Source organism: Streptomyces sp. DSM 40750, assembly GCF_024612035.1.
GTDB lineage: Bacteria > Actinomycetota > Actinomycetes > Streptomycetales > Streptomycetaceae > Streptomyces.
The window spans coordinates 10,097,004-10,120,992 of record NZ_CP102513.1; the positions used below are offsets into that span (position 1 = coordinate 10,097,004).

General features: G+C 72.5%; 20 protein-coding genes. 10 read left to right on the forward strand and 10 right to left on the reverse strand.

The genetic code is table 11. The features are described 5' to 3' along the window. Positions 1–12: 12 nt before the first annotated feature. Positions 13–1,053, forward strand: coding sequence for a cation diffusion facilitator family transporter (locus JIX55_RS44275; protein WP_257568851.1), 1,041 nt, complete (start codon positions 13–15; stop codon positions 1,051–1,053). Positions 1,054–1,142: 89 nt separating this feature from the next. Here JIX55_RS44275 and JIX55_RS44280 read toward each other — a convergent pair whose 3' ends face one another. The 4 genes from JIX55_RS44280 to JIX55_RS44295 all read right to left on the reverse strand — a co-directional run bounded on the left by JIX55_RS44280 (position 1,143) and on the right by JIX55_RS44295 (position 3,706). Further along, positions 1,143–1,589, reverse strand: coding sequence for a nitroreductase family deazaflavin-dependent oxidoreductase (locus JIX55_RS44280; protein ID WP_257568852.1), 447 nt, complete (start codon positions 1,587–1,589; stop codon positions 1,143–1,145). Between the two features lie 130 nt (positions 1,590–1,719). Beyond that, on the reverse strand, positions 1,720–2,181 hold the full coding sequence (locus JIX55_RS44285; RefSeq protein ID WP_257568853.1) for a carboxymuconolactone decarboxylase family protein: 462 nt from the start codon (positions 2,179–2,181) through the stop codon (positions 1,720–1,722). A gap of 48 nt (positions 2,182–2,229) precedes the next feature. Then, a complete protein-coding gene (locus JIX55_RS44290; RefSeq protein ID WP_257568854.1) occupies positions 2,230–2,883 on the reverse strand; it encodes a LysE family transporter in 654 nt (217 codons plus the stop codon). A 250-nt stretch (positions 2,884–3,133) separates the two neighbouring features. After that, positions 3,134–3,706, reverse strand: a complete 573-nt coding sequence (locus JIX55_RS44295) for a MarR family winged helix-turn-helix transcriptional regulator (protein ID WP_257568855.1) — start codon at positions 3,704–3,706, stop codon at positions 3,134–3,136. A gap of 132 nt (positions 3,707–3,838) precedes the next feature. On the opposite strand from JIX55_RS44295, the gene JIX55_RS44300 reads away from it, so the two are divergent. Beyond that, positions 3,839–4,780 carry a TIGR03619 family F420-dependent LLM class oxidoreductase gene (locus JIX55_RS44300; protein ID WP_257568856.1) on the forward strand — a complete coding sequence of 314 codons (942 nt, stop codon included), beginning with the start codon at positions 3,839–3,841 and terminating at the stop codon, positions 4,778–4,780. A 53-nt stretch (positions 4,781–4,833) separates the two neighbouring features. On the opposite strand, the gene JIX55_RS44305 is transcribed toward JIX55_RS44300, so the two are convergent. From JIX55_RS44305 to JIX55_RS44320, 4 genes are all read right to left on the reverse strand, one after another. Beyond that, positions 4,834–6,531, reverse strand: a complete 1,698-nt coding sequence (locus tag JIX55_RS44305) for an amidohydrolase (protein ID WP_257568857.1) — start codon at positions 6,529–6,531, stop codon at positions 4,834–4,836. Between the two features lie 70 nt (positions 6,532–6,601). Then, the gene (locus JIX55_RS44310) at positions 6,602–7,594 is read right to left on the reverse strand and encodes an ABC transporter permease (protein ID WP_257568858.1); all 993 of its coding nucleotides are present in this window, start codon (positions 7,592–7,594) and stop codon (positions 6,602–6,604) included. Continuing rightward, the gene (locus JIX55_RS44315; protein ID WP_257568859.1) at positions 7,591–9,588 is read right to left on the reverse strand and encodes a sugar ABC transporter ATP-binding protein; all 1,998 of its coding nucleotides are present in this window, start codon (positions 9,586–9,588) and stop codon (positions 7,591–7,593) included. The genes JIX55_RS44310 and JIX55_RS44315 overlap by 4 nt, the downstream gene beginning before the upstream one ends. Positions 9,589–9,597: 9 nt before the next feature. Next, the gene (locus JIX55_RS44320) at positions 9,598–10,635 is read right to left on the reverse strand and encodes a sugar ABC transporter substrate-binding protein (RefSeq protein WP_257568860.1); all 1,038 of its coding nucleotides are present in this window, start codon (positions 10,633–10,635) and stop codon (positions 9,598–9,600) included. Between JIX55_RS44320 and JIX55_RS44325 the strand changes: the two genes are divergently transcribed. The 6 genes from JIX55_RS44325 (at position 10,634) to JIX55_RS44350 (ending at position 15,876) form a co-directional block, all read left to right on the forward strand. Then, a complete protein-coding gene (locus JIX55_RS44325; RefSeq protein ID WP_257568861.1) occupies positions 10,634–10,861 on the forward strand; it encodes a hypothetical protein in 228 nt (75 codons plus the stop codon). The genes JIX55_RS44320 and JIX55_RS44325 overlap by 2 nt on opposite strands. Positions 10,862–10,944: 83 nt before the next feature. After that, positions 10,945–11,982 (forward strand): helix-turn-helix transcriptional regulator, encoded by a 1,038-nt coding sequence (locus JIX55_RS44330; protein WP_257568862.1) that lies wholly within the window; start codon positions 10,945–10,947, stop codon positions 11,980–11,982. Between the two features lie 24 nt (positions 11,983–12,006). Beyond that, complete coding sequence (locus tag JIX55_RS44335) at positions 12,007–12,597, forward strand: flavoprotein (protein WP_257568863.1); 591 nt, start codon at positions 12,007–12,009, stop codon at positions 12,595–12,597. Positions 12,598–12,739: 142 nt separating this feature from the next. Further along, the gene (locus JIX55_RS44340; RefSeq protein ID WP_257568864.1) at positions 12,740–13,888 is read left to right on the forward strand and encodes an ABC transporter substrate-binding protein; all 1,149 of its coding nucleotides are present in this window, start codon (positions 12,740–12,742) and stop codon (positions 13,886–13,888) included. Positions 13,889–14,011: 123 nt separating this feature from the next. Then, complete coding sequence (locus JIX55_RS44345; protein ID WP_257568865.1) at positions 14,012–15,214, forward strand: sensor histidine kinase; 1,203 nt, start codon at positions 14,012–14,014, stop codon at positions 15,212–15,214. Further along, entirely contained in the window at positions 15,211–15,876 is a 666-nt protein-coding gene (locus JIX55_RS44350; protein ID WP_257568866.1) for a response regulator transcription factor, read from the forward strand. Before JIX55_RS44345 ends, JIX55_RS44350 begins: the two co-directional genes overlap by 4 nt. Positions 15,877–15,928: 52 nt before the next feature. On the opposite strand, the gene JIX55_RS44355 is transcribed toward JIX55_RS44350, so the two are convergent. After that, positions 15,929–16,723 (reverse strand): phytanoyl-CoA dioxygenase family protein, encoded by a 795-nt coding sequence (locus JIX55_RS44355; RefSeq protein WP_257568867.1) that lies wholly within the window; start codon positions 16,721–16,723, stop codon positions 15,929–15,931. Between the two features lie 64 nt (positions 16,724–16,787). Here JIX55_RS44355 and JIX55_RS44360 point away from each other — a divergent pair, with 64 nt between their 5' ends. After that, the gene (locus tag JIX55_RS44360; protein WP_257568868.1) at positions 16,788–17,741 is read left to right on the forward strand and encodes a helix-turn-helix domain-containing protein; all 954 of its coding nucleotides are present in this window, start codon (positions 16,788–16,790) and stop codon (positions 17,739–17,741) included. 360 nt (positions 17,742–18,101) lie between these two features. Here the strand turns inward: JIX55_RS44360 and JIX55_RS44365 are convergent, their stop codons facing one another. Continuing rightward, the gene (locus tag JIX55_RS44365; protein ID WP_257568869.1) at positions 18,102–20,516 is read right to left on the reverse strand and encodes a SpoIIE family protein phosphatase; all 2,415 of its coding nucleotides are present in this window, start codon (positions 20,514–20,516) and stop codon (positions 18,102–18,104) included. A 261-nt stretch (positions 20,517–20,777) separates the two neighbouring features. On the opposite strand from JIX55_RS44365, the gene JIX55_RS44370 reads away from it, so the two are divergent. Then, complete coding sequence (locus JIX55_RS44370) at positions 20,778–23,867, forward strand: glycoside hydrolase family 2 TIM barrel-domain containing protein (protein ID WP_257568870.1); 3,090 nt, start codon at positions 20,778–20,780, stop codon at positions 23,865–23,867. Positions 23,868–23,989: the final 122 nt, after the last annotated feature.

A 23,989-nucleotide genomic window follows, 5' to 3' on the forward strand; every position in this document is an offset into this window, starting at 1 on the left:
AATCGGCGAAGGATGCGGACACCAGAAGACACGGAGACGGCGGACGACCAGGACGGGGCGGTGCTCGAAGGGCCCGGACCGCACGAGGAGGGGAAGGCACGAGCGGACCGCAGGACCCGCGTCACCGTCCTCGTCGCCCTCGGCGCGAACCTTCTGATCGCCGTCGCCAAGACCATCGGCGGACTCCTCGCCGGATCGCCCGCCCTCCTCTCGGAAGCCGCCCATTCGGTCGCCGACAGCATGAACGAGGTCTTCCTTCTCGCCGCGCTGCGCCGCAGCCGCCGCCCCGCCGACAGGCGGCACCCCTTCGGCTACGGCAAGGAGCGCTTCTTCTGGTCCCTGCTCGCCGCCGTCGGCATCTTCGTGATGGGCGGCTGCTTCTCCTTCTACCAGGCGATCCACGCCCTGACGACCGGAGGCGAGGAGTCCTACGACGGCTATGTGGCCGGCATCGCGGTCCTCGGCGTCGCCCTCCTCTCCGAGGGCGCCTCACTGCTGCGCGCCCTGCACCAGGTGCGCCGGCAGGGCGGCGGCGTCGACGGACTCCGGGACCCGGCACTGCGTACGGTCGTCGCCGAGGACGGCACGGCCGTGCTCGGCGTGACCCTGGCGATCGCCGGGATGGCCCTGCACCTGGTGACCGGCCAGGTGGTCTGGGAGGCGTCCGCCTCGTTCGCGATCGGGGCGCTGCTCGTGTACGTCGCCTACTGGCTCGGCCGGGACGCCCGCGAACAGCTCATCGGGGTCGCCGCCGATCCCGAACCCAGCCGGAAGATCCGCGCCCTGCTGGCGGCACAGCCCGAGATCGACACCGTCGAGGCCCTGCTCACCATGCAACTGGGCCTGGACTCCACGCTCGTGGCCGCCCGCGTCGACCTCGTGCCCGGTCTCGACAGCGAACAGGTCGAGGAGGTCGCCGTACGCATCAAGCGCTCCATCGCCCATGTCGTCCCCGAGGCCGACCAGATCTTCCTCGACGTGACGGAGAAGGCGGGGCAGGGCGAGCGGGCACGGGAAAGCCCCGCCGCGACGGGGGAACGCGGCGGGGCCTGAGACTCGGGTGCCCGGGGCGCGAGGGATCATGCGCATCCCGTGGAAGATTTTTCCGCGGGTCTCTCGGCGCGCACCCTGGCCGGGAGTTGCTATCCGTCGGCCGGCTCCAGCACGAAGACGGGTATCTCCCGGTCGGTCTTCTTCTGGTAGTCCTCGTACGGGGGATACGCGGCGACCGCCCGCTCCCACCACGTGGCCTTCTCGTCCCCGGTGACCTCACGCGCGGTCAACTCCTGCCGCGCGGGGCCGTCCTGGAGTTCCACGTGCGGGTCGGACTTGATGTTGTGGTACCAGACCGGGTGCTTGGGCGCGCCGCCCAGCGAGGCCACGACCGCGTACTGCCCGTCGTGCTCCACCCGCATCAGCGGGGTCTTGCGGATCTTCCCGCTCTTCGCACCGCGCGTGGTGAGCACGATGACCGGCAGGCCCGTGTCCATCAACGTCGTCCCCTGGGTGCCGCCCGAGCTCTCGTACAACTCGACCTGCTCGCGCACCCACTGCGTAGGGCTGGGCACGTACTCACCCTCAAGAGGCATGACAACCGTCCCTTTCTGTCGCGTACAGACCCTGTCCCCACATTCAACACCTGCCTCTCCCGGATTCATCCTCACCGGGTCGCAGCCGCAAGGGACTTGCGGGCCGGGGGAGATCCCCGGCCCGCGGCTCTCAGCCCCAGGTCGTGCCCGCCGGCTCCTTGATCGCCGCGTTGACGCGGTTGAACAGGTTGGTCGTGGCGATCCACAGGACCAGTGCCGCGACCTGCCGCTCGTCGAAGTGGTCGGCGACCTCGTCCCACAGCTCGTCCGGCACGGCGTCGCCGGAGCGGTCACCGAGCCGGGTCATCGTCTCGGCCAGGGCGAGCGCGGCCCGCTCGGCGTCCGAGTAGTACGGCGCCTCGCGCCAGGCGGACACACCCCACAGCCGCTCGTCGCTGATCCCCGCCTTGCGGCCGCTCGCCAGACTGACGTGGACGCACGCGCTGCAGGAGTTGATCTGACTGGCCCGCAGATGCGCCAGCTCCAGGATTTCCTGCGGGACACCGCCCTGGTGCACGGCCTTGATCAGCCCCTGAATCGCCGGCAGGGCGTTGGGGAGGACGGTCGCCGGGTTCTTCATCCGTGCCTGCATGGTCGTACTCCTCATCGGTTCGTGAAGTGTGCGGCGGTTGCCGCCACTTCACTGACGGAAGCCGGCGAGAAGATGTGACGGCTCCAGCGTCAGCGCCGCCAACACCGCGATCACGGCACTCGACAGGAGTCCTGTCACCAGCCGTCCCCGGTGGCCGGTCAGCGCCCGGCCGAGCAGCGCGCCACCGCCCGCGAGCAGGAGCTGCCAGCTCGCGGAGGCGAGGAACGCGGCCAGGACGAACACCGCCTGTTCCAGGGGGGTCACGGCTTCGTCGGTGCGGCTGCCGAGCACGAGCGCGGTGAAGTAGACCACCGTGGTGGGGTTCAGGAGGGTGATCCCCAGCAGGGCGACGTAGGCGCGTGCCGGGCCCACCGGGTCCTGTCGCGGGCGGCTGGTGAGCCGGCGTGCGTAGTACTGGCGGAGGGCCGTGACCGCTCCGCGCACCGCCAGCGCGAGGAGTACCAGGGCGGACGCCCAGCGCAGGGGCTCCAGGATCGGTCGCATCGCGGCGGCGAGGGCCGTACCGCCGAGGGCGGCGAGCAGGGCGTACAGTCCGTCGGCCGTCGCGACGCCGAGTGCGGCGCAGGCTCCGGTCCGCAGGGACGTACGGGCGGTGAGGGAGACGAGGTAGGTCGCGACCGCTCCGACGGGGATGGCGATGCCATAACCGGCGAGGAGCCCCGCGACGAGCGCGGCCGTCACGGCCGGGGCGGTGTCGGCCCCCACGGTCGGCCGGACTGCTGCTGACCCGGCACCGGCGACGCGGCGGCGAGGGGCAGGGGCAGGAAGGCGTCGTTGATGAGCATGGGCAGATCCTGGGGGCGGGTGCTCCGCCCCCGCAATCGAATTACCTCTTGACCAGGATTCCCGGTCTGTCTATGTTATTTGAACCCAAACGATACTGGATGGTGGTCGTCGACATGGACGGACATCGGTACGGGCGACCGGGGCCTCAGGCCTTCGGGCGCCGGCCGCTGCGCCGTGGGGCGGGCTCGGCGCCGTTCAGCAGGGTGCGGCGGCGCTCCTCGCCGTGCTCCTCGACCTGGAGCACGACACTGCGCAACCCCTCCGCGAGGCTCCGGCACTCCGTGTCGCTGAGCTGCCCGGTGACGAAGGCCTCCTCCTCGTTGAACGCCGGGAAGACCCGCTGCATCAGTTCCTCGCCCTTCTCGGTGAGGGCCAGCAGGACCAGCCGGCCGTCCGCCGGATGGTCCGCCCGCCGCACCAGCCCACGCGATTCCAGCGTGCGGACCACCCCCGTGAGCGTGCCCTTGGAGATGCCCGCCTCCTCCGCCACGTGCCGCGTCTCGGACTCGCCCCACACCCACACCACCCACAGCACCACGAAGGCCGTCCAGGTGAGGTCGGAACCGCGGAGCACGGAGTTCTCCAGGTGCTGCCGCACCGCCGAGGCGGCCCGGTAGATGTTCGCCACCGCCGCCATCTGGTCCCGGCGGATCGGGAAGCCCCCCAGTTTCGCCGCGGCGAGCTTCTCGGCTTCGGTGATGGATCGCTGGCCGGGCACGGGCGCTCCTTCGGTCTCACGGCCGGACCGGACGGCCGTGTGCGGCCCCTCCGGTCCCGGCTCGTCATGCGTGCGGGCATTCGGTCATTCGGTCGTTCGGGATCAAATTGTACGGAGGAAAGGGAATCCATCATGAACACCACCCCCCGCATGCTGCTGGTCCTCAGCGAGAACTGGACGCTCACGGGCGGCCGGGCCGACCTGCCCACCGCCGTACGCTGGGCGCGCGAGGCCGAGGACGCGGGGTTCGACTCCGTCATGGTCAGCGAACACATCGTGCTCGGCCCCGACGCCGCCGCCGACGGCGTCATGGGCAACCCCCGCGACTACGCCCTCCCCGGCAATCAGGATCCGTACACCCCCTGGCCCAACTCCCTGCTCCTTCTCGCCGCCATCGCCTCCGTCACCGAGCGCCTGCGGCTGGCCGCCGCGGCCGTCCTCGCCCCGCTGCGCCACCCCCTGCTGATGGCCAGGGAACTCGGCACCCTCGATCTGCTCAGCGAGGGACGCCTGTTGGTGCAGCCCACGGTCAGCTGGAGCAAGGACGAGTACGACGCGCTCGGCGTGCCCTTCGGGAGGCGGGGCCGGCTGCTCGACGAGCACCTGGAGGTCTGGGCGAAGGCCTGGGGGCCGTCCCCGATCTCCCACGACAGCGAGCACTACCCGTTCCGGGACGTCTACTTCGAGCCCAAGGCGTACCGCCCCGAGGGGCCGAGGCTGTGGTTCGGCGGGCAGCGCCTGCACGGTCCCGTACTGCGGCGGCTGGTCCGGTACGGCCACGGCTACCACCCCCTCGGCCGGCCGGCCCCGGAGGACCTGACGGCACTCGACGAGGCGATGGCCGCCGCCGGCCGGGACGCAGCCGACCTGGAGATGATCGGCGGCACCCAGGCGGTCTTCCCCGACGACCACTCCCCGGCGGACCTCGGCGCGGCCCTCGCCTCGCTGCCGGAACAACTGGAGCAGGGCTTCACGACCTTCTGCGTCAAGCCGAACCAGTTCATCGACGACCCCGACGAGGTGGGTGCCTTCTGCAAGGAGGTCATGCGCAGGGTCACGGCGTTGACGGGCTGACACGACGAGGCCGGCACCGCTCGCGCGGCGCCGGCCCCCTCGCACGCCCCGGCTCAGCGTTCGAAGACGACCCCGCCGTCGAACACCGTCATGTCGACCTCGACCCGGGTGATGTCACGCGGGTCGAGGTCCAGCAGCGGCCGGTCCAGGACGCACAGGTCGGCCACCTTGCCCACCTCCACGGACCCCTTCCACGCCTCGGCGAAGTCCTGCCGCGCCGGGTTGATGGTGTACGCCCGCAGCGCATCGGCGAGTTCCACGCGCTGCTCGGGGCCGCTGACCCGGCCGCTGGCCTTCGACTCGCGCAGCAGCATCCCGGCGACGCCCTGCCGCCAGTCCGGTTCGGTGATCGGCGCGTCCGAGGCGGCGCACACCGCGACGCCCGCCTCGAAGGCCGAGCGGACGGGCCACTCGTACGCCGACCGCTCCGGACCGACCACCTCCTCCATCAGATCGGAGATCGTCCACTTGATGGCCGGGTTCATGTTGACGCCGTAGCCCTGCTCGGCCAGCCGGGCGAGGCTGTCGGCGCTGATGAAGTCGCCGTGGATGACGTAGTGCCGGGCGTCCGGGCGCGGCGCGGCCTCCCGCGCGGCCAGGAACGCGTCCACCACGATGTCGATGGCCCGGTCGCCCGTCACGTGGACGCCCAGCTGGTAGCCGGCCTCGTGGGCGACGCGGATCATGTCGAACAGCTCGTCGACCTGGAGTTCGGGTGTCTGTCCGTGCACGCAGAGGGAACCGTGGCCGCCGTCGAGGTAGGGCTCGTTCATCCAGGCCGTACGGTTCGGGGGCACCCCGTCGGCGAAGATCTTCACGCCGATGGCGTTCAGCAGCCGGGGGTCCGCGGACTCGGGGCGGTGGAGTTCGGCGAGGCCCTTGCGGACGTCGTCGGCGGAGCCGCCCATCGGCGCGGGCAGGAGGAGGACGCTGACCCGGGCGTGCAGACCGCCGGTCGCGGCCAGGTCGGCGTACGCGATCCAGTTGTCGGTGCTCAGCCCGCCGAACAGGGTGTCGGAGCCGCCGGGGCCGAGACCCGGCTCGGTGTAGCTGGTGATGCCGCGCGTGTGGAGTTCGGCGACGACGTTCCGGATGGCCTGGCGGCGCTGGGCGACGGTGGGGGAGGGCAGGGCGGCCTGGAGCAGGACCCCGGCGGCCTCACGCAGGATGCCGGTGGGCAGGCCGTCGGCGTCGCGGTCGATGACCCCGCCGTCGGGCGCCCGCGTGGCGGCATCGATCCCGCACCGGCGCAGCGCCTCGCTGTTGGCCCACACCATGTGCTGCGAGAAGTCGGTCAGACAGACGGGGTGGTGGGGCGCCACGGCGTCCAGGTCCGTACGGTGCGGCAGGCGGCCCGGATCGGCGAGGCACTCGGCGAGATAGCCGGGGTCCCAGCCCAGGCCGACGATCCACTCGCCGGGAGCGGCGGCCCGCGCCGCCTCACCCACCACCGCGGCGATGTCGGCGATCGAACCGACCGCCGGATGGCCGACGTCCAGGGCGAACGGCGGCTTGGCCAGCCCGTACGCGGCGCCGTGCAGATGCGAGTCGTTGATGCCCGGCAGCACGGTTCGCCCCGCCAGCTCGACGATCCTCGTCGCCGGCCCGGCCAGCGCACGCATCTCGGCGTCCGTGCCGACCGCGACGATCTCCCGGCCGCGCACGGCCACACCCTCGGCGACCGTGAAACCGGCATCGACGGTGATGACCTGACCGCCGGTCAGGATGAGGGAGGGGGAAGTGTCGCTCACGAGGACCTCTCTGGGTTGTCCGAACGGGGGAGGAGACGGAGGGAGAGACGAGGGGGAAGCGGATGGCCGGTCACCGGGTCGTTCGTGGGCCGAAGTACGCGAGCGCGGCGCCCGCCACCAGGGCCACGCCCTGGGCCATCTGCTGCCAGAACGTCGGCACGCTCAGCAGTGTCAGCCCGTTCTGCAGGCAGCCCAGGAACAGCACGCCGAGCAGCACACCGAGAACCGAACCGGAGCCGCCGCTCAGCGCCACCCCGCCCAGCAGCACCGCCGTGAGCACCGCCAGCTCGAAGCCCGCCCCCGAGGTGCCCGCGACCACGCTGTCCAGCACGGACGCCTTGATCGCCCCGGCCAGCGCGGCCGCCGCACCCGTGACCACGAACAGCGCGAAGGGCGTCCGGCGGACATCGATGCCGGACAGATACGCGGCCTCCCGGTTGACCCCGATCGCGAACACATGCCGGCCGGTCGGCGTGGACGCCAGGAACAGCGCCCCCGCGACGAGCACGACCCCGGCGATGACCACGGGCGCCGCGATCCCGGCGATCCGGGCCCCGCCCAGCCACGCGAAACCGTCGCCGAACCCGCTCAGCGGCAACGGGAAGAGCTGCTGAGCGAGTCCGCGTACGGCAGCCAGCATGCCCAGCGTCACGATGAACGGCGACAGCCCCAAGTAGCAGCACAGCACCCCGTTCACGGCACCGACCGCCGCGCCGACGGCCAGCGCCCCGAGGACGGCGACCACGGGGGACTGGGTCTGCTCCCCCGCGAGCCAGCCGGCCGTCAGCGCCCCGAGCGCCAGCGTCGAGCCCACCGACAGATCCAGATAGCCGCTGATGACCAGCAGGGCCAGCGGTACGGCCACGATCGCGAGGGCCGCCGCGTCGGTGGCGATCCCGCGCAGATTGCCCGGGTCGAGGAAGCTTCCCGTGGACAACTGGAACACCAGCACCAGCAGGGCGAGAACGACGATCAGAGGCTGCCGCCGCACCGTCGCCAGCCCGTGCGCGGCCAGGGCGCGCGGGCCGGGGACGACACGTTCGGCGGCGGTCGCGGTGGTCATGCTGCTCCTTCGTGGGGCGGGGTGTGCGGGGCCGCCGGGTCGGCGGATCCGCGTGGTGCGGCCGGATCGCCGTCGGGCGCGCCCGGTCGGGGCGGGGTGGCGCCGGCGGTGTGCCGTGCCGACCGCGCGGCCGGATCACCGGCCGACGCGTGGCGTGGCCGTCGTGGCGTCGGCCCCGCGTCGTGGACGGCCGCCAGCAGGGCCTCTTCCGTGAGGTCGGGGCCGGAGAGTTCGCCGACGATCCGGCCCCGGTCGACGATCAGACAGCGATGGGCGAGGGCCGCCGCCTCCTCCGGGTCGCTGGAGGCGAACAGCACGGCCGTACCGCGCTGTTCGGCGAGCGTGGCGACGACGTCGTAGATCTCCTGGCGGGCGCCGACGTCGACGCCCTGGGTCGGCTCGTCCAGGAGCAGGACGTCGACGGCACGGGCCTCGTTGATCCACCGGCCGAGCAGCAGTTTCTGCTGGTTGCCGCCGGAGAACGCCGAGGCCGGCAGTCCCGGACGCACGGGCCGCAGCCCGACCGCCTCGGCGAGCGAGTCGAACACCCGCCGCTCGGCGCCGCGCGCCCGCACTCCGCGCCGGGCGAGGGCGCGTACCGAAGGCAGCAGCACGTTGTCCTGCGCGCTCAGCCCCGCGAACAGCCCCTGCGCGCGCCGGTCCGCCGGCACGAGCGCGATCCCGGCCGCCAGCGCGTCGGCGGGCCGAGCGGGCGAGACGGCACGGTCTCCGACCCGGACCGTCCCACCGGCGGTGGCGCGGCGCCTGCCGAACAGGGTCTCCAGCACCCGTGTACGCCCGGACCCGATCAGCCCGTACAGCCCCACGATCTCGCCCTCGCCGACGGTCAGGTCGACCGGTCCGAAGCCGGGGCCGCGCAGACCGCGCACGGCGAGGCCGGGCGCCCGGGGCGAGGCGCGGCCCGGGGCCGGGACCCGTCCGGAGGCGTCGCGCCCGGCGGGGCGGTGCTCCTGGCCGCCGGGCCCGGCGGCGCTGCCTCCCGCAGCGGATTCGGACCCGGGAGCCGTGGCGACCGCGGAGTCGGGGTCGTCCGCCCTGTCGCCGGTCTCCGTGCTGGAAGCAGCCCGGCCTGCCTCCGGCCCGCGCCCCGCCGAGCCCGAGGGCGCGGCTCCCCGACTGCCCGTGATCGCCTCCACCAGCGCCCGGCGGTGGTGACCCCCCGCCGCCGAATGATGAGCGACCCGCCCGTCCCGCAGCACGGTCACCGCGTCCGCCAGCCGTTCGACCTCCGCCAGCAGATGGGTGACGTAGACGATGGCGAGGCCCTGGGCGCGAAGGTCCTCCACGCGGGCGGCCAGGGCGTCGGTCTCGGTGCCGGAGAGGGCGGCCGTGGGCTCGTCCAGGACGAGGACCGAGGCGCTGCGGCTCAGGGCCTTGGCGATCTCGACCAACTGCTTCTGGCCCATGGGCAGTTCACCCACCCGGTCGCGGGGCGAGCAGCTCGCGGCCACGCGGTCGAGGAGTTCGGCGGCCACCTTCTCCTGGGCACGGCGGTCGATCCGGCCGTACCGCGTCCACTCCTGACCGAGGAAGATGTTCTCGGCCACGGTCAGAGAGTCCACGACGCTGAGCGTCTGGAAGATGATCGCCACCCCGGCCGCGATCGACTCGCGGGGGCTGAGCCGGGTGTACGGGACACCGCCCACCTCGATCGTCCCCGCGTCCGGCGGGAACGCGCCGCCGAGACACTTGATCAGGGTGGACTTGCCAGCGCCGTTGTGCCCGAGCAGGGCGTGGACCTGCCCGGCGGGCACGGTGAGGTCGACCCCGTCCAGGGCCCGGACACCGCCGAAGGACTTGCTCAGGGAACTGATCCGCAGATTGGGCGGGTTGGCCACGCCGGTCGCCCCGGTCGCCCCGGTCGCCCCGGTCGCCCCGGTCGCCCCGGTCGCCCCGGTCGCCCCGGTCGCGCCGGTCGCGTCCGTCGTCCCGGCCGCTCCGGTCGTCCCGCCCGCGTCGCTCATGTCGGCCATCGCCCGGCCCTACCCGTTCTGGGCGAGCAGCGCGTCGATCTCCGCCGTGTCGCCGCGCTGGACCAGCTTGACCGGCACCTGGACGCTCGGGTCGGCCTTCCCGGCGGCGACCGCGAGCGGCACGTCGACGATGGCGTCGGCGATGTCCTGCGGGGCGAGCGCGGAGGAAGCCCGGTAGAAGGTGCCCTGCTTGATGGCGAGGAGGGAGGGCGCCGACCCATCCTGGCCGCCCACGAACGTCTTCTTGTCGCCCGCCTTCCGCCCGGCCTGCTGCAACGCCTTGAAGCCGCCGTACGCCGCCGCGTCCGTGATCCCGAGGACGATGTTGAGGTCGGGGTGCTTGGCGAGGATCGCGTTGGACTTCGACAGCCCCGTGTCGGGGTCGATGGCCTGCTCCTGCGCCACCACGTCGACACCGGGCGCGAGCTTGGTGAACGCGTCGACCATGCCCTTGGTGCGCTCCCGGCCCAGTTCGATCGTGTTGTCGACCAGGAAGGCCACCTTCCCCTTCCCGCCCAGCTCGTCATTGGCCCACTTCGCGGCCGCCTCGCCCAGCAGCGTGCCGCTCTCACGGAAGCTGAACTGGATGTCGGCGCTCTGGTGCTCCAGCGTCCCGCCGTACGTCACCCAGATCAGGCCCGCGTCGAGCGCCGTCTTGGCGATCGACTCGGCGGCCTCGAAGACCATCGGGAACGACACGATCGCGGGCATCTTCTGCGTGACCCAGGTGGTGAGGTTGGTCGCCTGGGTGTCGGCGTTGCTCGCGTCGCTCGTCGTCAGCAGTTTGACGTCGTGCTGCTGCGCGGCGGCCGTCGAGAGCTTCACCAGCGTGGTGTAGAGCGGGAGTTGGGTGAAGGGGTAGTCGAGGCCGATGCGGGTGAGCGTCGTCGCGGAGGGGGACGCGCCCGCGGCCTTCGCCGAGCCGGAGCCGCTCTCCGGGGCGCTGCAGCCCGTGGCGGCCAGTCCGGTCGTGGCGAGGGCTCCGGCGGACCACGCGAGGAACTGCCTGCGCGAGGCCGGGGAGACGGAAGAGGGGCGTCTGGTCATGGCGGGGATCTCCAAGGGGACGGGGCCCGTCAACGACGGGCGTCCTGCTGTGCCGACCAGGAAAGACCCCGTCGCCCCGCCCCACCATCCGTACAAATACCGAGTGCGTACGGCGGGCCGGACACCCGGTGCGTACAGCGGCCCGGCGACCGGTGCGTTCGACGGCTGGACCCCGCAGGCGTACGGCGGGCGGCGGACGGCGGACATCCGGGTCACGGATCGGTGAATGCCTTGTCCACCCATCTCTCCCCGCATATCGTTAGGGCCCAAAAGACCTGTCCGGTCTCGGGGCGGCCCCGGGAGGCTCGCATGCTCACCCACCACCAGATCGCGGCCGCCACCCGCATCGGCATGCTCACCCGCGCCCGCGACACCGCCTCCGCCTGCGCCGAGGCCCTCCACGAACTCGGCCGCGCCCTGCCCCTCGACGCCGCCACCCTCCTGGAGATCGACCCGATCACCGGCACCTACGTCCAGATCGCGGGCGTCGGCTACGACGCCGACGTCTCCGAGGCCCTGGCCGCCGAGTTCGTCGCGACCCCCTGGTACGACAACGTCCTGCGCAGCGAGATCCCGCCCTCCATCTCCGAGGACGGAGAGAAGACCGGGGACCCGGGGGAGCGCTACCGCGACGGCTGGTTCTACGCCGAGCGAATGCGCCCGGCGGGCGTCCGCGACGCGGTGACGGGCGCCCTGCGCCACCACGGCCGCCTCGTCGGCCTGATCACCCTCTCCACCGCGACCCCGGACGCCTACGACACCGGCACCCGCCACCTCCTCGCCTCCCTCCTCCCCGCCCTGGGGGTCCTCGCCGACCCCACCGCGCACGCGGCCGACCTGGACGACCTCCCGGCGGAGGGCGCGGCGAGCCTGGTCGTCGCCGACGAAGCCCTCGAACTCCCCGGCCGGGAACCCGCCGTGGTCCTCCAGGACACCGAGTTCCGCCGCCTCGTGCGCGCCTTCGCCGACTCCCACGGCACCCGGCTGCGCCTCCTGTGGCCCGCCGGGCCCGACTGGCACCGCGTCACCCTCCGCCGTCACACCCTCGGCACGGCCGTCGTGCGCCGCGCGGTCCTCGTGCACGACGCACCCGCCCCCCTGCCGTACGGGCTCAGCCCGCGCGAACTGGAGGTGCTCACGAGGGCGGCCACCGGCCAGACCAACCAGGCCATCGCCCAAGCGCTGTTCCTCTCCCCGCGCACCGTGCACACCCACGTCGAGCACCTGCTGCGCAAGACCGGCGCCGCTTCCCGGGCCGAGGCCACCGCCCTCGCCGTACGTGACGGGCTGCTCCGGCCGACCGCCGAGGACGTCGAACGCTTCGTCGAGAGATCACCCGGGGGCTGAGCCCGGTTCAGTAGGGTGCGGCGGATGACAGGGACTGTGAACACGACCGGACCCGGGGTCGGCCGGGGCGGGAAACCCTTCCTCTACGTCGTCGTCTGCGCCGCCGGGATCGCCGTGGAGGTCGACAAGCTGATCACCGCCGCCCAGGAGCGCGACTGGGAGGTCGGGGTGATCGCGACGCCCGTCGCCATGGGCGGCTTCTTCGACACGGCCGCCGTCGAGGCGCAGACCGGCCGCCCGATCCGTTCCGCCTGGCGGTCGCCCGGCGATCCACGCCCCTTCCCGCCGCCGGACGCGGTCGTGGTCGCGCCCGCCACCTTCAACACCGTCAACAAGTGGGCCGCCGGCATAGCCGACACCCTCGCCCTGGGCACCCTGTGCGAGGCGTACGGCCTGGGCGTCCCCATCGCCGTACTGCCCTGCGTCGCCGACGCGCTCGCCGCCCATCCGGCGTACCGCGCCGGCCTGGAGCGGCTGCGCGGCATGGGTGTCAGGTTCGGTGACCCGTACGCCGGTGAGGTCGAAGAGGACGGCAGGCGCAAGGAGTTCCTCTGGGAACGGGCGCTGGATCTGCTGGGGAAGGACGACGCGGCAGGCACGCCCGTCACACGCTGAGGTCCATGACCCGTTCAACCGAACGGTTGAACGGGTCATCCGCTTCCGGGCGACGCGCGGCGGCCGCCGTCGATCACAGACTTACGGTGCCGCCGTAGCGGCACCGCCGTACGAGTCAAGCCCTGGAAGGACCTTCCCCCACATGGCCAGCAACTTCAGCAGACGACGGATCCTCACCACCGGGGCGGGCGCCGCGCTCGGCGGGCTCGTCGCGACCGGCACCGCACAGGCCGCCGCCGCGTCCACGGCGGCGGGCTCCCGTACGGCGGCGGGCTCCGAGGAGACCCGGTCCCTCGACGAGCTGTACCGCGACGCGGTCGCCGAGGGCGGCAAGCTCGTGATCTACGCGGGCGGCGACACCGCCACCCAACAGGACTTCACGGCCCAGGCGTTCCGCGCCCGCTTCCCGGACATCGACCTGACGATGGTCGTGGACTACAGCAAGTACCACGACGTCCGCGTCGACAACCAGCTCGCGACCGACACCCTGGTCCCCGACCTCGTCCAGCTCCAGACGCTGCAGGACTTCACCCGCTGGAAGCGCCAGGGCAAGCTGCTGCCGTACAAGCCGGCCGGGTTCTCCAAGCTGTACAAGGACTTCCGCGACCCGCAGGGCGCGTGGACGGCCGTCGCGGTCATCGGCTTCAGCTACATGTACGGCGTCGACGCCGTCGGCGGGAACGCGCCGAAGTCGCCGTACGAGCTGGCCGACCCGCGCTGGAAGGGCGCCATCGCGTCCTCCTACCCGCACGACGACGACGCGGTGCTCTACCTCTTCGCCCTCTACCAGCAGGCCTACGGCTGGGACTGGATCGCGGAGTTCGCCGCGCAGCAGCCGCAGTTCAACCGCGGTTCGCACTCCCCGGGCGTCGCGGTGAACGGCAAGCAGAAGGCGATCGGCGTCGGCGGGTCCGGCTCGCTGACCGCGCCCTCCACCGCCGCGACCCGCTGGGCGGTGGCCGACGGGCACCCCTTCATGGCCTGGGGCCAGCGCGCCGCGATCCTCAAGAAGGCCGCCAACCCGACCGCCGCCAAGCTGTACCTCAACTGGGCGCTGTCCACCGAACGCCAGCAGGGCTCCTTCAACGGCTGGTCCGTCCGCACGGACGTCACCCCCGCCGGCGGCCTGAAGCCCATCTGGGAGTACCGCGACGCGCACCTCGACGGCTTCCCCCGGTTCATGGAGGACCGCGCCCAGGTCGAGCGGCTGAAGCAGACCTTCGCCCTCTACTTCGGCGAGGTCAAGGGCGACCCGACGCCGGGCTTCCTGGGCCTGCACCCCGGGCGGTAACGGCTCGCCCGGAACGACGGGCACGGCGGATTCCTTTACTACGGTCACACTGGTCACTGTCTACACTCGGCTGGCCCCGCCAGCTCCACGCCAGTCCGGACCGTCGCAGAGGGAATCGTCGCCGTGCCCGCCATCGCCGCCCCCGCCTTCGTACGCCGAGGTTCGCTGTCGCTGCGGCGGCTGCCGGACCTGCTGTTCCTGACCGTCGTCGTCGGCGGCGTGCTCCGCCTCGTCGACCTGAACTCCGCGCTGTGCTGGCAACTGGTCCCGCTCCTCACCCTGCTGGCGGTCGGTTACGTGGGCGGGCTCGCCCTCTGGGACCGGCTGGGGCGGTGGGGCAGGCCCGTCTGGCTCGGCGTGCTGCTGGCGCTGTGGTGCGGGGTGTCCTGGGGGATGCCCGCGTCGCTCGCCACCGCCTACGCCTGGCTCGCGCTCCCGCTGGCGATCCTCGCCCTGCGCATGTTCACGGGCCGCACGGCGGTCGCCGTCGTCGGCGTGGTCACCGCGCTGCTCGTCCTCGTGGTCGCCCGGACCGCCGGAACCCTCCACCCCGAACTGCTCGTCCCCCCGGCCGCCGCGCTCTGGGCCACGGTCGCCCTCTACCGCACCCAGCAGCGGCTCCTCGGCGAACTGCGGCGCACCCGCGCCGAGTTGGCGCGCAACCAGCGCGAGGCCGGACGGCTCGCCGAACGCGCCCGGATCGCCCGCGACCTGCACGACACGCTCGCCCAGGAACTCGCCGGCAGCCGCATGCTCCTCCAGGCCGCCGACCGCGACTGGGACCGTCGCCCGGACCGCGCCAGGACCCAGGTCCGCACGGTCGTGGACGCGCTCGGCACCAACCTCGCCGAGACCCGCACCATCATCAGCGACCTCACCCCGCCCGCCCTGGAGCACGACGACCTCGCGACCGCGCTGCGCACCCTCTGCGCCCGTCACACGGCCACGCCCTCACGGGTGGCGTTCCGCACCGAGGGCGAACCGGGCGACCTGACCCCGGACCGGGCCGCCGCCCTGCTCCGCGTCGCCCAGGGCCTGCTGGCCAACGCCTGCGAACACGCCCGCGCCCGCCACGTCTGGGTCACCCTCGACCACCGCGACGACGCGACGGTCACCGTCGAGGTGCGGGACGACGGCGTGGGCTTCGACACGGCGGCGACGGCGAGGCCGGGCGACCGAGGCCTCGGCCTGACCGCCGGCCGGGAGCGCCTGGGCGCCCTCGGCGGCTCGCTCACCGTCCGCAGCGCACCCGGCCGCGGCACCCTGGCCCGCGCCTGCCTCCCCGTCGACGCCCTCGCCCTCGCAGGCATGGCGGGCAGCCGGTGAACGACCCGAACGGCACCCCGCTGCGCGTGCTCATCGTGGACGACCACGTCGTCGTACGCGCCGGGCTGCGTGCCCTGCTCACCGGCGAACCCGGCTTCGACGTCGTCGGCGAGACCGGCGACGGCGAGGAGGCCGTGCGGCTCGCCGCGCGGCTCGGCCCCGACGTGGTGCTGATGGACCTCCGCCTGACCGACGACACGGCCCCCGGCGCCCGGGTCAACGGCCTCGACGCGACCCGACGGATCACCGCCGAGACCCCCGGCACCCGAGTCGTCGTCCTCACCAGCTCCGGCACCCAGGGCGACGTCGTCCGGGCGATGGAGGCCGGTGCCCGCGGCTACGTCCTCAAGGCGGGCCCGCCCGAGGAACTGTTCCGTGCCGTGCGCGCCGCAGCGGCCGGCGGCATGGGGCTCGCCCCCGAAGCCGCCGGACACCTCGCCGGTCACATGGCCGATCCGGGGACCGTCCTGAGTGACCGGGAGCTCGAGGTCGTACGGCTGCTGGCGCAGGGCCACAGCAACCGGTCCATCGCCGCCTCCCTGTATCTGACCGAGGCCACGATCAAGACCCACCTGGTCCGCGTCTACCGCAAGCTCGGCACCGAGAACCGGGCGAGTACGGTGTCCGAGGCCATCCGGCGGGGGCTGCTCGAACTGGGCTGAGCCGGGGCGGAGGCCGTGGGCCGGTCGCGGCCGTTCGTGTCGTGCGCCGCCGTCAGTGGGCGCCCATCGGTTCGAACTCCGTGCCGCACGGGCCCGCCCCCTCGCTCTCCGGCAGGGCTACGGGGGCACCGGTCATCGTCAGCGCGTCGTAGTAGCGGCCGATGCGCTCCGTGGAGCGGCCCACATAGTGGCCGATGAAGGAGCGGCGGAAGCGGTCCGTGGTGCGGTTGGGCTGCGAGCCGTGCACGAGGCTGCCGTTGAAGAAGAGGACGTCACCCGGGGCCATGTCGACCGGTACGGGTGTCAGGCCGGGCGGCGGCGGTACGTACTCGCGGACGAAGGACAGCTCCTCGTCCGCCTCCTCCGGGCAGAACAGGTCCATGCGGTGCGTCCCCGGAACGACCTCCAGACCGCCGTTGTCCCGGTCGATCACATCGCAGGCGATCCACGCGGCCACACACGTGCCCGGCTCGACCCGCAGATAGAAGTTGTCCTGGTGCAGCGCCTGGCCCCGGGCGCCCGGCGGCTTGAAGTAGAACATGCTCTGTGCCGCCAGGACCTCCTCTCCGAGCAGCACTTCGAGGACGTCCCGCAGCCGCGCGTCGAGGAGCACGCGCAGCGACAGCCCGTCGATGCGGTGCGGGTGCATCACCCGCGGGTAGATGTGGAGAGGATCGGCCGGTCCGTCGGACGTGGGCGGGCGCGGCTGGAAGTGCCCCGGGATCGGACCGCCCGCCCGTAGGGCCGCGAACCGGTCGCACAGCTCCTCGATCTCGCCGGGCGAGAACAGCCCCCGCGCCACCAGATAGCCGTTCTCCTCGAACTCCGCCTTGCCTGTCACTGTCATCCGCGCGTCCTTTCACACCGTCGTCCACCGTCCTCCACGCTAGGTACGAGTGCGATTCGGGAGGATGCCCGTGCATGCTGACGACCTGCCTGAGACCGCTGCCCCCGCGGATCCGTCACCGCCACCCGGCCAGGTGATCATCGGGCGCTTCGACCAGCGGCCGCCGTACGCCGTGAACCGGCCGCGCGGCGCGGACAGCTGGTTGCTCACCTGGACCACGGGCGGCGGGGGACTGCTGCGGCAGGGCGCGGCGGAGGCGGCGGCGGGCCCGGGCGACCTCGTGGTCCTCGGCCCGGGCGTGCCGCAGCGCTACACGGTCCGGCCGGGAGCCGGGCACTGGGCGTTCTGGTGGGTGCACTGCCAGGTGCGGGCGTCCTGGACGGCATGGCTGCGCCCGTACGGGACCGGCGACCGGCTGTACACCGTCCCGTCGGCCCCCGGCGGCATCCGCGAGCGCGTCGAGGCGGCCTTCCACCGGATGCTCGCCGACGCCCGCTGGACCGGCGAGGGCACACCGCCTACGCCCGGGGCCGTCACGCCGGGCGGGGAGGGCGCGCCGCCGACGCCCGGGACCACTCCGCCGGGCGGCGAGGTCGCCGTTGCGCACGGCGCGGCGGCCCGCGAACTCGCCCTGTGCTCCTTGGAGGAGGTGGTGCTGCTCACCGCCGCCCGGGCCGAACCCCGCAGGTCGGGTGCGGACCCGAGGATCCGCCGGGCCGAGGATCTGATCGCCGCGGACCCCGGCGCTCCGCACACCGTCCGCTCCCTCGCCGAGCACGTCTCCCTCTCCCCGTCCCGTTTCGCGCACCTCTTCACCGAACAGCTCGGCCACTCCCCGATGCGCGCCCTCCTCCAGGCTCGTCTGCTCCATGCGGCCCGGCTCCTGGAGGTCACCGAACTGCCCGTCGAGCGCGTGGCCGCCGCCTCCGGGTTCGGCAGCCCGTTCCACTTCAGCCGGGTGTTCCGGCAGCGCTACGGGGTGCCGCCGGGGGAGTACCGGCAGGGGCTGCGGGACTGAGCGCATCGTCCACCCCCTGCGCCTGCTCCAGTCGGGCCTCTCGGTCGAACCGCACCAGTGGCCGGCCCGTTCCGCGGCTCGCAGGCGATCCTGTCCACCGATTTCTCACGCGGCGGATCGCCGAACTCGGCGCCATCCCGCGCCGCGCGGCCCGTCCTCGACCCCGACCGCAGGGCCGGCAGGTGATGGCCTTCCACGGGGAGACCGACGCCGATGTGGCATCGCACCGAGAAGCGTGCCGAAGCCTGAGGACGGCGGCGCGGAAGCCGAGCACCGGGCCCGGCGGTGCGGTCTCGGCACGGGCGTGGCCGAGGGAGACGAGGCGACCACTCACCGGATATCAGCTCACGTACCGCCCTCTCACTCCTCCGACAGCGTCAGCTCCGCCCAGATCGTCTTGCCGTCCTCGGTGTGCCGGCTGCCCCACCGCTGGGTCAGCTGGGCCACGAGCAGCAGGCCGCGCCCGCCCTCGTCGAAGGTCTTGGCCCGGCGCAGATGCGGGGCGGTACCGCTGCCGTCCGACACCTCGCAGATGAGAGTGGTGTCGTCGTGGATCAGGCGCAACTGGATCGGCGGGGCGCCGTGCCGGATGGCGTTGGTGACCAGCTCGCTCACCACCAGCTCCGCCGTGAACGCCGACTCGCTGATGCCCCACAGCGCCATCTGCGTCAACACGTACTGGCGGGTCCGGGCGACGAACGCCGGGTCGGCCGGTATCGACCAGGTCGCGACCTGCGCCGCCTGCAGCCCACGCGTACGGGCGAGCAACAGGGCCACGTCGTCGGGGGCGCCGTTCGCGGGCAGCAGGGACTGGATGACCTCCTGGCAGATGTCGTCCAGTGAGCCCGTGCGGCCGGACAGGGCATGGGCCAGCAGCTCCTGACCGGCGTCGATGTCCCGGTCCCGGGTCTCGATCAGCCCGTCCGTGTAGAGGGCGATCATGGTGCCCTCGGCCAGTTCGAGCTCGGCGGACTCGAACGGCAGTCCGCCGAGGCCCAGGGGCTGCCCCGACGGCACCTCCACCTCCATCGGCTGCCCGTCCGGGTCCAGCACGACCGGCGGCGGATGCCCGGCCCGGGCGAAGGTGCAGCGGCGGGTCACCGGGTCGTAGACGGCGTACAGGCAGGTGGCGCCCACCTCGCCGGTCACGCCCTCGCTGCCGGCCTCAGCGGACAGCCGTACGACGAGGTCGTCGAGGTGGGTGAGCAACTCGTCCGGGGCGAGGTCGACGTCGGCGAGGGTGCGTACGGCGGTCCGCAGGCGGCCCATGGTCGCGGAGGCCTGGACGCCGTGGCCGACGACGTCGCCGACCACCATCGCGACCCGCATCCCGGAGAGCGGGATGACGTCGAACCAGTCGCCGCCGACCCCGGCCTGTGCCGCCGGGAGGTACCGGGAGGCGGCCTCCAGGGCGGGCATGCGGGGGAGGGTCTGGGGGAGGAGGCTGCGCTGGAGCGCGAGGGCGGTCTCGCGTTCACGGGAGTAGCGGCGGGCGTTGTCGATGCAGACGGCGGCCCGGGCCGTCACCTCCTCGGCCAGCAGCTCGTCGTCCGAGGTGAACGGATCGAGCCGCTGGAAGCGGGTCAGGACGGCCACGCCGAGGGTCGTGCCCCGGGCCCGGATCGGCACCGACATGGTGGTGTGGACGCCCAGCTCCTTGACCCGCGAGCTGCGTATGGAGTCCCAGGCGAGCCAGTCCACCAGCGTGTTGGCCGGGTCCGCCGCCACGATCGTGTGCCCGACCGCCAGGGACGCGGCCTGCGGGGAGGTGGCCGGGTAGACGTCCGTCCGGCCCACCTCGACCACCGCCTCGGGGCAGCCCGGGGTGACCGACTGGTGGGCGGCGCGGCGCAGGGTGAACGGCGGGGAGAGCGGGCCCTCGTGCGGTTCGTCGCCGTGGTCGACCGACTGCATGAGGTCGACGCTGACGAAGTCGGCGAGGGCCGGGACGCACACGTCGGCCAGCTCCTGGGCGGTGCGCTGGACGTCGAGCGTGGTCCCGATACGGATGCTCGCCTCGTTCACCAGCTGCAGCCGCTGCCGGGCCAGGTACTGCTCGGTGATGTCGTGCCCGGTGACACAGACCCCGATCGGCACCCCGGAGTCGTCGGTGAGCGGGGCGATCGCCGCCGACCAGGCGTGGGCGCGGTCCTCGTCGGCGGCCCTGAGGAAGGTCTGCACGTCCTTGCGCCTGCCCTGGGCGAGCACCTCGCGCAGCTGCTGCTCCAGCCGCTCGCCCTGCCGGCCGCCGACGATCTCGGACATGTGCAGCCCCCGGAGGTTCTCCTCCGGCATCCCCACGGCGTCCGCCATCAGGTCGTTGATGCCGCGCAGTCTGAGCCGGTCGTCGAAGACCGCCATGGCGCACGGCGCCTGGACCATGACCGCCGCCGCCAGCGGATCGTCCCGCACCAGCGGGCCGGGATCGTCCAGCGGGCAGAGAACCAGCCAGCCGCCGCTGCCGTCGCCGTCCTTAGGGCGCCGGCGGTGGGCGAGCAGCCACGGGGTCACCGTACGGCCGTCGCGGTGACGCAGCGCGAGCGTGCCGCTCCAGTTGAGGCTGCCCGGCGGGGGCCGCAGAAAAGAGCCCCCCGGGGCGAGCAGCTCCTTGGCGGGGCGTCCGACGACCTCCGTGGCGGGCCAGCCCAGCAGGCGTCTCGCACCGTCGTTCCACTCGACGAGCGTGCCGTCGCCGTCCATGACCGCCCGCGCCGTGGCGGCACCGTCCAGGGCATACGCAGGTGCATCACCGTGCGTTACCTTGCGGCTCCTCATCGTCGCGAGTTCCATTCCGCCGGACCGAACGGGCTTACGGGTGAATTCCAGCCTATGCGCTCCGCCGGGAAAGCGGACTGGAAACCGCACCCCCGCGGGATTTGGTCGCAGGGGTGTTCGTCGAGTGGCGCGAGGGGCTCTTGACGCCACTGGGGCACGTCGTCAGATTCTGTTTGGTCACGATCAGTTGTGATTGCTTGTGGGCCTTGTGCTTCGCGGCTCCCGGAACGTCCACCCGCACGTTCGACGAAGGGAAACACCATGACCGTCACACGCAGGTCCTTACTCATCGCGGGCACATCCGCCCCGGTGGTGGGAGCGCTGGCGGGCACCGCGGCCGCCGCCCCCCGGGCGAGACCGTCGTCCGCCGGCCGGGTCGTACCGCTCCGCGACGGCTGGCGCTTCGCCCTCGTCAACCCGGGTGGCATCACCGACCCGACCGGCGAGTACGCCGACGCCGCGGCCCCCGGCCACGACGACTCGGCCTGGCGTCAGGTCGCCGTCCCGCACGACTGGAGCATCGAGCTCGCACCCACCACCCAGCACGGCACCACCAGCGGCACCGGCTTCTTCCCCGGCGGCCTCGGCTGGTACCGCAACACCTTCACCCTGCCGTCCGCCCTCGCCGGGAAGCGGATCTCCGTCGAGTTCGACGGCGTCTACATGGACTCGTACGTCTACTGCAACGGCACCGAGGCGGGCCGCCACCCCTACGGCTACACCGGCTTCGCCTTCGACCTCACCGACCTGCTGCACACCGACGGCACCACCGAGAACGTCATCGCGGTCAAGGTCCAGAACAGGCTCCCCAGCAGCCGCTGGTACTCCGGCAGCGGCATCTACCGCGAGGCCCGCCTGGTCGTCACGGAGCCGGTGCACGTGGCGCGTTGGGGCACCTACGTCACCACGCCGGACATCACCGAGGAGCGCGCCCTGGTCCGCGTACGGACCGCCGTGGTGAACGCCTCAGGTGCAGCCGCCGACGTCGAGGTGGTCTCCCGGGTCGTCGACCCCCGAGGGCGCACCGTGGCCCGTACGTCCTCCAGGGCGAACGTCACCGACACGGCCACCGAGATCCACGAACTCACCGTCCCCGAGCCGAAGTTGTGGGACTTCGCGGCCCCGCACCGCTACACCCTGAAGACCGAGCTGCGCGTCGCCGGCAGAACCACCGACACCCACCGTACGACCTTCGGCATCCGCACCTTCCGCTTCGACCCGGACGAGGGCTTCCACCTCAACGGCACCTATCACAAGATCAAGGGCGTCGACCTCCACCACGACCTGGGCGCGCTCGGCGCCGCCGTCAGCGCCGACGCGATCCGCCGACAGATGACGATCATGAAGTCCATGGGCGTCAACGCCTTCCGCACCTCGCACAACCCGCCCTCGCCGGAGATGATCGAGATCTGCGAGGAACTGGGCATCGTGATGATGGTGGAGGCCTTCGACTGCTGGAGGAGCCCCAAGACCCGCTACGACTACGGCCGTTTCTTCGACGAGTGGGCCGACCGGGACGTCACCGAGATGGTGCTGGCGGCCCGCAACTCGCCCGCCGTCCTCATGTGGTCGATCGGCAACGAGGTCTCCGAGTTCACCTCCACCGCCGGCCTCGCCATGGCGGACCGGCTGATCGCCGCCGTCAAGGCCTCCGACGACACCCGCCCCCTCGTGATCGGCTCCCACCGCCACCGCAGCGTCCCCGCTCCGGGCACTCCGGGCGACCTGATCCTGGCCAAGCTCGACGGCCTCGGCCTCAACTACAACACCGCCAAGTCGGTGGACGCCCTGCACGCCCGCTACCCGAACCTGTTCCTCTTCGAGTCGGAGTCGTCCTCGGAGACCTCGACCCGAGGCGTCTACCAGGAGCCCGAGCACCTCAACACCGGCGAGAACCACACTCCGGGCAAGCGGGGCGTCTCGTCGTACGACAACAACCTCGCCTCCTGGACCATGAGCGGCGAGTACGGCCACAAGAAGGACCGCGACCGGAAGTGGTTCGCCGGGCAGTTCCTCTGGTCGGGCATCGACTACATCGGCGAGCCCACGCCGTACGACGTCTTCCCGGTGAAGGCGTCCTTCTTCGGCGCGGTCGACACGGCCGGCTTCCCGAAGGACATGTACTACCTGTTCCAGAGTCAGTGGATCAGCAAGCCCATGGTCCACCTGCTGCCGATGAGCTGGAACCACACCGAGGGCGACACCGTGGAGGTGTGGGCGTACTCCAACGTCGAGACCGTCGAGCTGTTCCTCAACGGAAAGTCCCTGGGAACACGGAAGTTCGACGAGAAGAAGACCGTCGACGGCCGCCCCTACCTGGAGACCACCGAGGCGACCGGCGACGACAAGACCTTCACCGACGGCCCCCACCCCGGCAGCTACACCAGCCCCAACGGCAGCGCGGGCAAGCTCCACCTCACCTGGAAAGTGCCGTACGCCCCGGGCGAGTTGAAGGCCGTGGCACGCCGGGACGGCAGGACCGTCGCCACCGACGTCCTGCGCACGGCCGGTCAGCCGCACGCCGTGCGCCTGACCGCCGACCGCGAGTCCCTCGCGGCGGACGGGCGTTCCCTGGCCTTCGTCACCGCCGAGATCGTCGACGCCCGGGGAGTGGTGGTCCCCGACGCCGAGCATCTGATCTCCTTCGACGTACGAGGAGGCTCCCTCGCCGGCCTCGACAACGGCCGCGAGGAGAGCGCCGAGCGCTACCAGGCCGTCACCCGGACCGCGTTCGGCGGCAAGGCGCTCGCGATCGTACGGGCCGGGACCCAGCCCGGCTCGGTGAGGGTGACGGCGCGGGTCGACGGCCTGCGCGGCGGGAAGGCGACCCTGCGTGCCACCCCGGCGCGCGGAAAGTCGACGACCCCGGCCGCCGAATTCGCACCCGACTACCCGCCTGCCGTCAACTACCCCCACGCCGACGCCAGTTACTCCGGCCGCCCGGACACCCTCCCCGCCGCCATGCTCGACGGCGACCCCGCCACCGGCTGGTCCAACGCCTTCCTCAAGGCGGCCACGGCCCTGTTGCCCGCGTTCGGCGGGGCGCGGCCCGAGGACTGGGTGTCGGTCGACTGGGGGCGGGCCGGGACGGTCGACCGGGTCGAGGTCTCCTTCACCGTCGACGCGGGGCACACGCTGCCCGAGGCCGTCGAGGTCGAGGTGGGGGACGGCGGGCGGTACGTTCCCGCCGAGGACGTGAAGGTCGACTGGGCCACGGCCTCCGACGTCCCCACGGTGATCACGTTCACCCCCGTGCGCGGTACCCGGATCCGGCTCACGCTGACGAGCCGCCATCCGGGCGAGGCGCGCGGCGCGGTGCGGATCAGCAGGCTGGACGTTCTCGCACTCTGACCGCGTGTGGAGATGCCGCTTCGGTCCGGACGGGAAACCAGTCCCGTCCGGACTGTTGACGGGCTGTCATGTCTCTAACAGCATGGAAAATTCCGCATCTGGGAGCGCTCCCACGCTCATCC

Coding starts and splice junctions, on each gene's coding strand:
- JIX55_RS44320 (WP_257568860.1), bottom strand. CDS start 10,635: ATGACCAGACGCCCCTCTTCCGTCTCCCCGGCCTCGCGCAGGCAGTTC.
- JIX55_RS44330 (WP_257568862.1), top strand. CDS start 10,945: ATGCTCACCCACCACCAGATCGCGGCCGCCACCCGCATCGGCATGCTC.
- JIX55_RS44335 (WP_257568863.1), top strand. CDS start 12,007: ATGACAGGGACTGTGAACACGACCGGACCCGGGGTCGGCCGGGGCGGG.
- JIX55_RS44340 (WP_257568864.1), top strand. CDS start 12,740: ATGGCCAGCAACTTCAGCAGACGACGGATCCTCACCACCGGGGCGGGC.
- JIX55_RS44315 (WP_257568859.1), bottom strand. CDS start 9,588: ATGGCCGACATGAGCGACGCGGGCGGGACGACCGGAGCGGCCGGGACG.
- JIX55_RS44365 (WP_257568869.1), bottom strand. CDS start 20,516: ATGAGGAGCCGCAAGGTAACGCACGGTGATGCACCTGCGTATGCCCTG.
- JIX55_RS44300 (WP_257568856.1), top strand. CDS start 3,839: ATGAACACCACCCCCCGCATGCTGCTGGTCCTCAGCGAGAACTGGACG.
- JIX55_RS44325 (WP_257568861.1), top strand. CDS start 10,634: ATGGCGGGGATCTCCAAGGGGACGGGGCCCGTCAACGACGGGCGTCCT.
- JIX55_RS44360 (WP_257568868.1), top strand. CDS start 16,788: ATGCCCGTGCATGCTGACGACCTGCCTGAGACCGCTGCCCCCGCGGAT.
- JIX55_RS44310 (WP_257568858.1), bottom strand. CDS start 7,594: ATGACCACCGCGACCGCCGCCGAACGTGTCGTCCCCGGCCCGCGCGCC.
- JIX55_RS44275 (WP_257568851.1), top strand. CDS start 13: ATGCGGACACCAGAAGACACGGAGACGGCGGACGACCAGGACGGGGCG.
- JIX55_RS44285 (WP_257568853.1), bottom strand. CDS start 2,181: ATGCAGGCACGGATGAAGAACCCGGCGACCGTCCTCCCCAACGCCCTG.
- JIX55_RS44355 (WP_257568867.1), bottom strand. CDS start 16,723: ATGACAGTGACAGGCAAGGCGGAGTTCGAGGAGAACGGCTATCTGGTG.
- JIX55_RS44280 (WP_257568852.1), bottom strand. CDS start 1,589: ATGCCTCTTGAGGGTGAGTACGTGCCCAGCCCTACGCAGTGGGTGCGC.
- JIX55_RS44370 (WP_257568870.1), top strand. CDS start 20,778: ATGACCGTCACACGCAGGTCCTTACTCATCGCGGGCACATCCGCCCCG.